Source organism: Stenotrophomonas sp. STEN056 (assembly GCF_056759635.1).
Window position 1 is genome coordinate 183,764 of sequence record NZ_JBRRDL010000002.1, and the last position, 12,108, is coordinate 195,871.

Genomic DNA, 12,108 nt, shown 5'->3' on the forward strand with positions numbered 1-12,108 from the left:
GAAGGTGAAGGGGAGGGTTGGGGAGGGGTGCTCTCAGCGCATCACGCCCGCCGACGCGCAGGTGTTGCCGCAGCGTCCTGCTCCGCACCGCCCAGCACAAATATCTCCGCCGCCGCAGCCAGATCCTGTGCCTGTCCGCGCATCTCCACCGCCGCCTGCGACGAGGCGCGCGCGACGTTGCCGCTCTGCTGGGTTCCTTCGCCGATACGACGCAGCAACCGCTCCACGTCATCGACCGCACTGACCTGGCGCTCCGACGCGGCATCGATGCGCGCCATCGCCGTCACCACCTGCTGCACCCGGCCGTTGATGTCATGCATGGCTTCGCCACTGGTATCCACCAGCTTGGCGCCTTCCTCGACCTGTTGCAGCGAGGCATCCACCAGTTCGCGGATCTGCTTGGAGGCATCAGCCGAACGCTGCGCCAGCATCCGCACCTCGCCGGCCACCACGGCAAAGCCACGGCCGTGCGTCCCGGCGCGTGCTGCTTCCACGGCGGCGTTGAGCGCGAGCAGGTTGGTCTGGAACGACAAACTGTCCACGGTGGCGACGATCTCGCGGATATGGCGCGAGGAAGCGCGCAGCTGTTCCATGCCGGTGATCGCCGCTGCGGTTGCCTCGCTGCCACGCGCGGCCGCGGCACTGGCAGCCCCGGACACCTCCGCGCTGTGCCGTGCACTGCCGGCGTTCTCGCGCGCTTCGCCGGCCACCGAGCGCACGCGTTCGAGTGCGTCATGCACATCGCGCACCTGCTGCTCCACACGCCCGGACAGATCCGCCGTGCCGCTGGCCATGTCGTCCACCGCGTCCTGCACGCTGCCGGCCGCGTGCTGGATGCGGGAGACAATGCTGCCCACCTGCTGCATCGCCTCTTCCAGCCCCTGCCGCAGTTGCGCATAGATGCCGCGGCCGTCATCGCGCATGCGCGCGCTCAAGTCACCGTGGGCGAAGTGCCCGATCACCCGCGTGGCATCGCCGAGCTGGGCCTGCACGCTGTCCAGCAACGCATTGATACGCTCGCCCAGCTGCCGCACGAAACCCTGTTTGTCATCCAGCAGGATGCGGCCCTGCAGGTCGCCGGCGGCCGCGGCGGCAACAACCGCCGCCACTTCGTTGACGATCACCCGCTCCAGGCGCCGGTCCTGCCATTCCATCACCAGGCCGAGCACGCGCGACTGCTCCAGCACCGGGCTGGCGCGCAGCAGGAAGCCACTGTTGCCCAGTTCCACTTCAGCATCGACGCTGCTGGCCGTGTCGCGCGCCTGCTGCAGGACGGCCTGCACCGCTTCGCCAAGCACGGCCACGTCGGTGCCGGTCTCCATCGTCTGCGCCACGCCGGCCTGCCCGAAGCTGCGCGCCAGTGCCTGGTTGGCATAGACCACACAGCCATCGGTATCGGTGACCAGCACCGCTGCACCTGCCACATCCAGCGCCTGCCGCACACGCTGGTTGGCCTGGGCGATGACGCGTTCGCTGGCGATGCGTTCGCGCAGGCTGGCCTGCATCTGCATCAGCGCCGCTGCCAGGCGGCCGATTTCGTCATGGGTGTTGCGCACCACCAGGCTGCCGTCCAGGTGGCCATCGGCAATCGCACGGGCGAAATGGGCCGCGTCGGCCAGCGGCCGGTTGACCGCACGCAGCACCAGCAGCAACAGCGTCACCAGCACCAGCCCGACCAGCAGCACGGTGACGGCAAAGGCAATGTTCATCCAGGTACGCGCGGCGGCCTGTTCGCTCCGTTGCTGCTGCAGGGCGCTGCGCTGTGCCTGCTGCTGTGCCTGGATCACCGGCCCGACCTGCGCGGCAAGGTCGTCCATCGCCTGGGTTTCGCTGTCAGCACCAAAGCGGGCCGCGGCATAGGACAGGAATGCGCCCTGATAGGTCTGCATCGCATCGCGCACCTGGCCCCGGATGGCCTCAGGCATGCGTGCCTGCTGCAACAGCAGCTCGAAGGGCATCACCTGCGCGCTGAGTTCGTCGGCGTATTTCTGCTCGCGGCGCAGGATGAAATCCTTCTCGTAGCGGCGCATGGTCAGCATCGACACCTGCAATGCCGGTACGTTGTAGTTGCCGATCAGGTCCTCCACCTGGTGCACGGCACCGCGCAGTTCGCCCTGCAGCCCGCTGTCTGCGTCATGGCCGAGTTCGTTGATGCGCTCATCCAGTGCCGTGGCCGACTCCAGGTAGGCATGCAGCGACGCCGCCAGTTCCTTGCTCCACGCGGCACTGCCCGGCGCCGATGCCAACGCCGCCTGCAGGCGCTGGCTTGCCGCCAGGAAAGCGGTGCCGGCCGGGGCGGAAAACGACATGGCATACTCGGCCTGCGCACGCCGCACCTCGGCAAACGCCGAGGCCAGGGTTTCCAGCCGCGCGGCGTCCTGCTGGTAGCGTTGCAGGCGCAGATCAGCGCGCTGCATGCCGGCACTGAGCCAGGCATAGGCCGAGCCAATCACGGCCAGGCCAACCACCAGCGCCAACAGGCTCAGACGCAGCTTCTGGGCGATTCCAAGGGGGAACTTCATGCCACGGACTCCAGGCGTAAGGACGCTGGTTTATCGGCCGTGGCCTGCGCAGCTTTAGTGCGGTTTCCACGCATCCTTGCGCGGAATTCCACCCCCGGATGCCGTGCCTATCAGGCCATCGCAAGATGACAGCGCTGTGGCAGCCGGGGGCCATCCGGCCGGCCCGTGCTAGAATCCGCCTTCCCTTGGGGAGTAGCCTGCTTCCAGCAATGGAAGCGCCCACGTCAACATGCTCGGCCAGTGCGCCGTGGCGTGGGCAGCCAGACCCGGTTGGCGAGACCAGCGGCACGCGTGCGCAACGACAGGTTGGGCGCGCCGTGTGTCGCATGTGTCCGCCCGGCCCGGTACTTCTGATGTCCCCGATCTCCATCCTGCTTGTTGGCTTTGCCATGTCCACCGATGCCTTTGCCGCTGCGGTCGGCAAGGGCGCGGCAATGCGCAAGCCACGCTTCACCGACGCGCTGCGCGCGGGCCTTATCTTCGGCGTCATCGAAGCCATCACCCCGGTCATTGGCTGGCTGCTGGGCCGCGCCGCCTCGCAGTATGTGGAAGCCTTCGATCACTGGATCGCCTTTGTGCTGCTCGGCGTGCTGGGCCTGCACATGATTCTTGCCGGGCTCAAGCCCGACGACGCAGAGGCCGACGACGAATCCGCCGACAAGCCACGACACGGTTTCTGGGCGCTGGCCGCCACCGGCTTTGCCACCAGCATCGATGCGATGGCCATTGGCGTGGGTTTGGCTTTCCTGGATGTGCACATCGGCGTGGTGGCGCTGGTCATCGGCCTGTGCACGCTGACCATGGTGACGCTGGGCATCATGCTGGGACGCGTGCTGGGTGCGCTGGCCGGCAAGCGCGCGGAGATCATCGGCGGCGCGATCCTGATCATCATCGGCTGCACGATTCTTTATGAGCACCTGACTGCGGTGGGGTGAGTTCCTGGTGTTTGGCTTCTTGGATGCCGAAGCAGAAGCGAAACCAGAAGCACCCCTCCCCGGCCCTCCCCTTGCCTTCGGCAAAGGGAGGGCGAAGAGCAACAATTGCTGTTGCGGTTCCTGTTGCGGTTGCTGTTGCGGCTGTCACTGTGAGAGCTGTCGCTCGCGTTGCTGACGGCGCATATGACCTGCTCCCTCCCTTGCGCGTTGCGCAGGGGGTGAAGAAAGCCTGCTTGCGCGCCACTGGCGCGCGGCCTGATGAACGACCGAAGGCTGTGCCTTCGGGCCGGACGGGTTGGGGAGGGGTCGCTTTCTGCAACCCATCGCCACTCCGAGATGTGCGCTGCTTTCGTCGGCTTCGGGGCGATTCTTGGTTTGGTTTCGCGACTGAAGTCGCTCCTACAGCGCTCCTACGCCGCCCCTACAGCACTTCGGTATCGTCGGCGTGGAGCTATGCGTTGTCGTGCCGGCGGCGTGGGTCGTTCAACGCACTGAGGAAGGCACGCAGTGAGGCCGGCTTCACCGGCTTGGTCAGCACGCGGTAGCCACGTTCGCGGGCCATGCGCTTGAGTTCGTCGCGGCCATCGGCGGTGAGCAATGCACCGGGCAACGGACGACCGGCGGCTTCGCGCAGGGCGACCAGCGTATCCAGGCCGTCCAGGCGGTCGTGCAGGTGGTAATCCACCAGCATCACGTCGGGCTGCTCGGCCAGTTTTTCCAGTGCCATGTCCACGGTGCTGGCGGCGATGACTTCGACCTTCCAGCGGCCCAGCAAGGCGCGCATGCCATCGAGGATTTCCTGGTCGTTGTCCACGCACAGCACGCGCATGCCGGCCAGTGAATCATCACCGCCGAACGCGGACGCCGGCTTTGCCTCCGGCTGCGGCACGCTGGGTGCGGCAACGCGCGGCAAGGTGATGGAAAACATGCTGCCGTGGCCGGTCTGGCTGCGCGCATTCAAGCCGTGGTCGAGCAGGCGCGAGATGCGCTGGCAGATGGAAAGGCCCAGGCCCAGGCCCTGCTCGCCCCAGTCGAAGGGCTGCTGGTAGCGATGGAACTCCTTGAAGATCTGCTGCATGTGGTGCTCGGGAATGCCCGGGCCGGTATCCCACACCTGCAGCTCCACCTGCTCGCCACGCACGCGCAGCGCCAGCACGATGCGGCCGGTGCGGGTGTAGCGCAGTGCATTGGCCATGAAGTTCTGCAGCACGCGGCGCAGCAGGCGCCGGTCACTGCGCACCCACGCCGGCCGCGCGAACACATGCAGGCGCAGGCCGCGCCCTGCCGCGATCGGCGTGTACTGCGCGGCCATTTCGCGCACCAGCACGCTGGCGTCGAACTCGGTGATGGTCGGGCGCAGGCCGCCGGCATCCAGGCGTGACACATCGAGCAGGCCGTCGAGCAGTTCTTCTGCCGCGCGCAGTGATGCATCCACACGTTCGGCCAGATGCCGTTGTTCGTCGGTCTCCGGCAGGCTGTCGCGCAACGCCGAGGCAAACAGGCGCGCGGCATTGAGCGGCTGCAGCACGTCGTGGCTGATGGCGGCCAGAAAGCGGGTCTTGGACTGCTGCGCGGCTTCGGCCGCCTGCGAGCGTTCGGCGACGCGCTGCTCCAGCGTTTCGTTGGCTTCCAGCAGTGCCTGCTCGGCTTGTTTGAAATCGGTGATGTCGTTGTAGCTGGTGACATAACCGCCACCGGGCAACGCCTGCCCGCGCAGTTCGATCACCTTGCCGTCGGCGCCTGTGCGTTCGAACACATGCGGCGAACCGGCGCGCATGTAGCCGATGCGGCGGTTGATCTGCACCTCGGTATCGCCCGAACCCAACTCGCCGCGTTCGGCGTTGTAGCGGATCAGATCCGCGACGGGGCGGCCGACGTAGAGCATGCCGTCGGGATAGCCGAACATCTGCTGATAGCGGCGGTTCCATGCAGTGAGCCGCATTTCCGGATCGACCACGCTGACCCCGGCGCTGATGTTCTCCAGCGTGGTGGACAGAATTTCGCGGTTGAAGCGCAGCTCCTGGCCGGCTTCATCCAGCACCGCCACCACTTCGCCCAGGTCCATGCCCGAGCCGCGCAGCAGGCTGGTCAGCAACAGACGCGCCGAGGCCGCACCGATGGAGGCCGCCAGCAGGCGTTCGGTGAACTGCACCCACACGCGGTCGGCCGCGGCCGAAGGCAGGAAATCACGCTGCAGCAGTTGGGCCTGTTCGATGAAGGAGCGGCGTGCGCGGCTGTCGCCGATCACGCGCGTGGCCAACGCGAGCAGGTCACGCACCTTGACGTGCGCCGGCCAGTCACCGGCCACCACCGGGCGCTTGGCATAGGGATCAAGAAATGGCGCCGCGCGCAGGCGCTCGGCAACGTCGGGGCGCCAGCGCATCGACACCAGCAGCATGGTGGCGGTGTTGAGCAGCAACGACCAGAACGTGCCGTGGGTCAGCGCATCCCAGCCGGCCAAGCCGAACAGCTGCTGCGGGCGCAGCCATTCAATGCCGAACAAGCCATCCTGCAGCAGCGATTCATCCAGCCAGCCACCATGGCTGAGTGCGGGGATCAGCAGCGTATAAATCCACACGCCGAAGCCCACCAGCATGCCGATTTCCACACCGCGGCGGCTGGCGCCACGCCAGTACAAACCACCGATCAAACCCGGCGCGAACTGCGCCACCGCTGCGAATGCCATCAGGCCGTAAGTGGCGAGCATGGTGTCGTTGTTGCTGCCGCGGTAGTAACCGTAGGCCACCAATGCCAACAGCAGGATCGCCATGCGGCGGATCCACAACACGCGCGAGGCAACGCTGGCCGCTTCGCGGTGGTCGCCACTGCGGCGCAGCAGCACCGGCATCACCAGGTCGTTGCTGATCATGGTGGCCAGGGCGATGGAAGAGACGATGACCATGCCGGTGGCCGCCGAGAAACCGCCCACATAGGCGGCCAGGGCCAACGCCATGCTGCCTTCGGACATCGGCAGCGCCAGCACCAGTGTGTCGTCCGAGGCCAGCCCGGTGCCGAACAACGTGGCGCCTGCACTGGCGATGGGGATGATCATCAGCGAGATCACCACCAGGTAACCACCGAACATCCAGCGCGCGCGACGCACGTCACCGGCATTGCCGCACTCCACCACCGCGACATGGAACTGACGTGGCAGGCAGATCAACGCCAGGAAACTGAGCAGGGTCTGCGAGACAAAGCCGACCGGCGGCATGCCCTCGAACAAGGTGCGCGCCGAGCGCACCACCGACTCGCCACGGTCGGAGATCAGCAGGTAGGCAAACAAGCCCACCGCCACCATCGCGATCAGCTTGATCATCGACTCCAGCGCGATGGCCAGCATCATGCCGTGGTGGTGCTCGGTGGCATCCACCTGGCGGGTGCCGAACAGGATGGCGAACAAGGCCATCAGCAGGGCCACGTACAACGCCGGGTCGGTGAATACGCCCTTGCCGCCGGCATCGCCACTGAGCACCTGCAGGCTCATCGCCACGGCTTTGTACTGCAGCGCCAGGTACGGCACCACGCCGATCAAGGCGATCAGCGCGACCAAGGCGGCCAGCCGTCGCGAGCGGCCGAAGCGCGAGGAAATGAAGTCGGCGATGGAAACCACATTCTCGGTGCGGGCGATCAACGCCAGCCGCTCGATGATGCGCCAGCCGAACGCCAGCATCAGCAACGGGCCCAGGTAAATGGGCAGGTAGCCGATCCCGTAACGCACGGCGGTGCCGACGCCGCCATAGAAAGTCCACGACGAGCAGTACACCGCCAGCGCCAGGCTGTAGACCACCGGCCGCAGCCAGGGGCGGTCCGGATACAGCGGGCGACGGTCACCCCACCAGGCCACGCCGAACAGCAGCGCGGCGTAGCCGAGTGACACCAGGAGCAGGATCCAGCTGGAGACCAAGGGCTTGTCCGCGAAAAAAAACCTAGCCGAGTTTAGCCATTTCCCTGGCATTGGGTTGACAGAACTACTGCCGTCACGCAATCGAGAACCCGTGCGCTCCGCGAATCGAGTGCATACGATTGGAGGTGGATCTTTGCGATTCTCAAACAGCCATTATCGAGAGGGATACCGCATCCGCCGACCAGCTACGCAATGATCCCCAGGACCACTGCGCTTACCGCTGCCGCCGTGCGGTTCGGAACACCCAGCTTGACCATCACATTATTCAAGTGAAAATTCACCGTGCGCTCGGTGACATTAATACTGGAAGCAATCTGCTTGTTGGTCTTACCTTCGGCTACCCATCGCAGTATTTCCGTCTCTCTATCGCTCAGACCCTCACCGATACCCGAACGCCACTTATGCAGTATCTGGCGAGACAGCGCATGGTGTGCAACCTGGCCCAGCCACAGCAGCTGAGGCCATTTTTCGGCCAATTCCTTGTCCGTAGGAAGATCGCTCCCTCTGGTCAGCGTCAACATCCCTCGCACGCTGTTGGCCGCAAGCATCGGCAACGACACGCCGTAGGAAACGCCATGTCCTAGCGCGTCCTCCCAGAACTCAGCGACAGCAGCAGAAGCGCTCTGCTGGTGCGACCACGCGAAGGCCTCCAATGAAGCAGCGCCCCTTTGTACCGTGGGGTCCAGGCTCAAGTACGCAGCTTCCTCATAGCGATCACGCCACGCATCCGAGTAATCGTTCAGCATCACGATCTCTGGCCGAGAGAGCGGGAGTGGGGCACGCATTCCATAAGCGCAATTTGTGAAACCCAACCCCCTCGCCAGATCCGTCACCTTCGAGAAAACTTCGTCCCGCTCGCCACCTGCGACCAGCAAATTCAACTGATCCTCTCGCCAAGCTTCCAATGCCGCCTCCCTGTCCGTCCCTGCAGGAAAAATAATCTAAACGTCAGCAGAATTTATACGTGATGGTGACACCTGTCATTAAGGACAGTTCCTAAATTTGTCGTCCATCTCCAGAATCTCTTGACATCCTTTCACTTGTCACAAACATGAACAAGAGGCGCGACTGATGAAGAGAGACCTCATGGAAGTCGATGCCGATGGTTACATCCGAATGGAACCGGGGATACTGAAGCATATTTCGTTCACCCATCTTATCTCTGGTACCTATGCAAACCACGAGAACAGCCCAGCCCACGATGGCTGTTCGGAAATGCTCGGGTATACCGAATGGGCAAGTACATGCCTGCCAGTGATATCGCTCGGATGGGATTGGCGGCTTGCCACATGCACCAAACCGCTGGTGCTTGTTCCCTATGGCGACATCCAGGGAAACCTCATGTTTACCGACAGTTCGGGCGCCGACCTGGGCGTGAAGGACACGAGCCTTCGCATTGACGCATTCGTCAGGAAACTAGGATGGGAACCCGTCGTATTGGCGGCCATTGGACTTGCCCGGCTGGACGACGATGGCAAGAGAGCCACAAATAACTGATCGGCGCCTTGGTGCTGCATCTGTAGAAGCTCCACCCCTGTACCCAAGTATTCAACCACCTGTCAATTCTGACAGTTAAAAGCAACGCGATGGCTCGCGACACTCATCCCCCTACCCAAGGAAGCAGGGATGAGAAATGGAATTCATTCTTTCGGAAGCATGTAGCCTGTCCAAGCCGCTTTGTGACGCCCTGGACAGATATAGATACGACGTTTTTGTCAGAAAACTGGGATGGCAGCTCGATACTCCGCGAGGGATCGAACGCGACCAGTTTGATTGTCCGGAAACCGTGTATGTAATCGCCAGGAACGACGAACAGCAAATCATCGGCTGTGCTCGCCTGCTGCCGACTACACGTCCGTATCTTCTAGGCAGCCTGTTCCCGCAGCTGATGCGCGACCAGCCGATACCCTGCTCGGATGAAATATGGGAACTGTCTCGCTTTGCCGCAGTGGACCTGCAAGGGTCCCGCTCTGGAATCCACATGCAGCAACCTTCGACATTGGCCATGGACATCCTGAAAATCGCCGCACGTCACGTGCAAAGCAAAGGAGCCAAGCGTCTCGTCACCGTGTCGCCGTTGGCCATGGAACGCCTGCTCAGGAAAAGCGGTTTCCACGTACATCGCGCTGCACCGCCAGTCTTGATAGAAGGCCATCCAACCTTCGCTTGCTGGCTGGAATTACAAAATCCTACGCTCTCAAGGGAAGGATCGCCAAGTGCCAACACTGTCATTTCTGACAGTTGCGCGCCAAGGCTTTCGTAGCGGAGATTCGTATTCCCGCATGACGCCCTCGAATACGCCCTCTCTTTCCAAAGGTTGCACACGGTGACAAACGATCTGTTCCGCAGCGAAGTACTGCAGGCTCGCCGATCCGGGTGGCTTGGGAACATTTCGTTGGCGCAACCGGTCCGACTCTGGATTCTGACGGTCGTAGCTGTCCTGATCGCAGTCACCGTTGTTTCATTCATCGTGTTTGGTAGCTATACCCGTCGCTCCTCAGTCACCGGGCAGCTGGTTCCTTCACAAGGCCTGGCAACCGTACTTTCGCCGGCAACCGGTGTTGTTACAGAGCTCGATTTTCCGGAAGGCTCCCGTGTCGCCCAAGGTGATGTACTTGCCCTGGTCAGCGTCCCCCGTGCTACCTCCGGCAGCGGCAACACGCAGGCCGCACTGGAGCACCGTCTCGACCAGCGCAAAGATGGTCTCGAGCTGGCGCATGACGCTCAGGAAGGGCAACTCGCGGTGCAATCGCAGGGCATAAAAAACCAGCTTTCCACTGCACAGCGTGAACTGCAGCAAGTGGAAGTCGAGACCGTCACGCGAAGCCAGCAGATACGAATCGCCAGCGAAACACTGGAGCGCCTGCGGCGACTCGAGGACAAACAGTTCGTCAGCATCCTGCAGATCAAGCAGCAAGAGGCGTTGGTACTTGACTACACCAGCCAGATGCAGGGCTTGCAGCGCCAAGCCATCAGCACACGCCGGCTGATTGCACAGCTGCAGCAATCGCTATTGGAACTCCCTAGCCAACGTGCGGCCAGCAGCGCGTCCTACCAACGCGAGCTGGCCGCACTTGAACAGGAGCGTGTGCAAACGCAGGCCAATGGCTCGCTGGTAATTACCGCTCCGGTCGATGGTGTAGTGGCCACCCAGGTCGTCAAATCCGGCCAGGCAGTCCAGGCCGCCCAGCCATTGCTGAGCTTGCTTCCGGGTGATGGCAGGCTTGAAGCAGAACTGCTTGTTCCCAGCAGAGCCATCGGCTTCATTGCACCGGGCGATCTCGTACTGCTGCGCTACCAGGCATTTCCGTATCAAAAATTCGGCCACCAGAAAGGAAAGGTATCGCGCATCAGTCGTAGTGCGCTGACCCCGGCAGAACTTGGCACATTGGTTGGAAGTACAGAGAAAATTGAACCTTTCTATCGCGTCACCGTTGCACTTTCTCAGCAGGCGATCACAGCCTACGGCAAGCAGGAAACGTTGAAGCCTGGAATGCTGCTGGAAGCGGATGTCATGGGCGAGAAGCGAAAATTGATCGAATGGATATTCGAACCGCTCTACTCAATCAGCGGGAAAGTTTGGGACAGCTGATCAGATCGGAAACCCAACGAGAAACACCTTCTGCCTGCACCCAGGTGGACGCGCGTTCGATAGTTTGAATCCGCCGACTATCCAATTTCGACTTTACCGGCGGACCCTTTAGAGCAGCGAGGTTGCAGCATGCATCATCTATGTGAAGAACAGATTTCCACCGTCGGTGGTGGGTTCAACCAGGATCCGCCGTACGGAGACTCCGGCACCAGCGACAGCCTCAAGGACCTGCTGCGTGACTGGTCCAAACCAATGCCGGTAACGAACGACGCGCCTACGGCACGCTGATTCACTCGTTGAGTTCATCCAACGGACTCACATGCACCTGGCGCTTGATCGCCTTTTCTGAAATCACCGTGGAACGGCAAGCATAGTGCCGAAGACGAGTGACTGCTGGTCGCAACACCAGCCCTACTGATGCCGGGTTGGCATCAAATAAGCAAAGGAGCAGCAACATGCATCTCATGGATTCGAAGGACATCGAGCGCGTATCCGGCGGCATCAACCTGGAGCAACCGCCGTCAAAGTACCCGCAGCAGCGGGAGATGAGCTGGCTGGAGTGGGAGATGTGGAAAGAACGTCTTGGCTTGAACTAACTCGATGCCAAGCATGAGGGAAGCAACGCTATTCGCTGGATACCCAGCAAGCTTGACCTCACACCTGCAAGAAAACTTGGTTCCAGATTCGCAAAAGCGTCTCCAAAGACGCGTAATCGAGACCGCTTTCAATCGCCATCGCCGAGAACTTCCCGGCCCCAGGTGCAGGGACTGCACTCCTAGAGGATAGTAACGATGCGTGAGCTATTTGCAGATGAAGTTGACTCAATCTCCGGCGGACTGGAAAAGTGCGAAATGTCGACCGCAACAAAGGTGCAGCTCGGAATTGTGTCCGCAGTCAGCCCCTTGATCGGAATTGGGTTCGTAGCGATGTACTACGCGGCCCGAGACTGCTAATCAGAAAATCTGGAGGATGCATGAAAGAGTTGAACCAGTTCGAAGTTGATCAGGTAGAAGGTGGGCTCGCCAATCTGCTCGTTACCATCGCGATAGCTTCCATCGCTGCGGGCGCAGCCATGGGTCTCGCAGCTGCGGAACGCGACAACCGGGCTACGAAATAAGCATTAGGGCCGTGATGCTTCGATAGCGCTATCTGGCA

At 62.4% G+C, this 12,108-nt stretch carries 11 protein-coding genes and 1 riboswitch; of the genes, 7 read left to right on the forward strand and 4 right to left on the reverse strand.

Going from position 1 to position 12,108, the window contains the following annotated elements; genetic code table 11:
- Positions 1-41: 41 nt before the first annotated feature.
- The gene (locus ACVOLO_RS02200; RefSeq protein WP_481568638.1) at positions 42-2,522 is read right to left on the reverse strand and encodes a methyl-accepting chemotaxis protein; all 2,481 of its coding nucleotides are present in this window, start codon (positions 2,520-2,522) and stop codon (positions 42-44) included.
- 185 nt (positions 2,523-2,707) lie between these two features.
- Positions 2,708-2,868, forward strand: a riboswitch (yybP-ykoY riboswitch).
- A 7-nt stretch (positions 2,869-2,875) separates the two neighbouring features.
- Here ACVOLO_RS02200 and ACVOLO_RS02205 point away from each other — a divergent pair.
- On the forward strand, positions 2,876-3,457 hold the full coding sequence (locus ACVOLO_RS02205) for a manganese efflux pump MntP (protein ID WP_481568639.1): 582 nt from the start codon (positions 2,876-2,878) through the stop codon (positions 3,455-3,457).
- A 451-nt stretch (positions 3,458-3,908) separates the two neighbouring features.
- Here ACVOLO_RS02205 and ACVOLO_RS02210 read toward each other — a convergent pair whose 3' ends face one another.
- Positions 3,909-7,361 carry a hybrid sensor histidine kinase/response regulator gene (locus ACVOLO_RS02210; RefSeq protein ID WP_481568640.1) on the reverse strand — a complete coding sequence of 1,151 codons (3,453 nt, stop codon included), beginning with the start codon at positions 7,359-7,361 and terminating at the stop codon, positions 3,909-3,911.
- Positions 7,362-7,546: 185 nt separating this feature from the next.
- Entirely contained in the window at positions 7,547-8,266 is a 720-nt protein-coding gene (locus tag ACVOLO_RS02215) for a LuxR family transcriptional regulator (RefSeq protein WP_481568641.1), read from the reverse strand.
- Positions 8,267-8,432: 166 nt separating this feature from the next.
- Here ACVOLO_RS02215 and ACVOLO_RS02220 point away from each other — a divergent pair, with 166 nt between their 5' ends.
- The 4 genes from ACVOLO_RS02220 (at position 8,433) to ACVOLO_RS02235 (ending at position 11,241) form a co-directional block, all read left to right on the forward strand.
- On the forward strand, positions 8,433-8,858 hold the full coding sequence (locus ACVOLO_RS02220; RefSeq protein WP_481568642.1) for a DUF4902 domain-containing protein: 426 nt from the start codon (positions 8,433-8,435) through the stop codon (positions 8,856-8,858).
- 136 nt (positions 8,859-8,994) lie between these two features.
- Positions 8,995-9,624 carry an acyl-homoserine-lactone synthase gene (locus ACVOLO_RS02225; protein WP_481568643.1) on the forward strand — a complete coding sequence of 210 codons (630 nt, stop codon included), beginning with the start codon at positions 8,995-8,997 and terminating at the stop codon, positions 9,622-9,624.
- A gap of 63 nt (positions 9,625-9,687) precedes the next feature.
- The gene (locus ACVOLO_RS02230; RefSeq protein WP_481568644.1) at positions 9,688-10,953 is read left to right on the forward strand and encodes a beta-barrel domain-containing protein; all 1,266 of its coding nucleotides are present in this window, start codon (positions 9,688-9,690) and stop codon (positions 10,951-10,953) included.
- Between the two features lie 129 nt (positions 10,954-11,082).
- The gene (locus ACVOLO_RS02235) at positions 11,083-11,241 is read left to right on the forward strand and encodes a hypothetical protein (protein WP_481568645.1); all 159 of its coding nucleotides are present in this window, start codon (positions 11,083-11,085) and stop codon (positions 11,239-11,241) included.
- A gap of 1 nt (position 11,242) precedes the next feature.
- Here ACVOLO_RS02235 and ACVOLO_RS02240 read toward each other — a convergent pair whose 3' ends face one another.
- The gene (locus tag ACVOLO_RS02240; RefSeq protein WP_481568646.1) at positions 11,243-11,410 is read right to left on the reverse strand and encodes a hypothetical protein; all 168 of its coding nucleotides are present in this window, start codon (positions 11,408-11,410) and stop codon (positions 11,243-11,245) included.
- On the opposite strand from ACVOLO_RS02240, the gene ACVOLO_RS02245 reads away from it, so the two are divergent.
- Positions 11,409-11,549: a hypothetical protein gene (locus ACVOLO_RS02245; protein WP_481568647.1), complete on the forward strand. Its 141-nt coding sequence runs from the start codon at positions 11,409-11,411 to the stop codon at positions 11,547-11,549. The two genes, ACVOLO_RS02240 and ACVOLO_RS02245, sit on opposite strands and share 2 nt — an antisense overlap.
- A 377-nt stretch (positions 11,550-11,926) precedes the next feature.
- Positions 11,927-12,070 carry a class IIb bacteriocin, lactobin A/cerein 7B family gene (locus ACVOLO_RS02250; RefSeq protein WP_481568648.1) on the forward strand — a complete coding sequence of 48 codons (144 nt, stop codon included), beginning with the start codon at positions 11,927-11,929 and terminating at the stop codon, positions 12,068-12,070.
- Positions 12,071-12,108 lie beyond the last annotated feature (38 nt).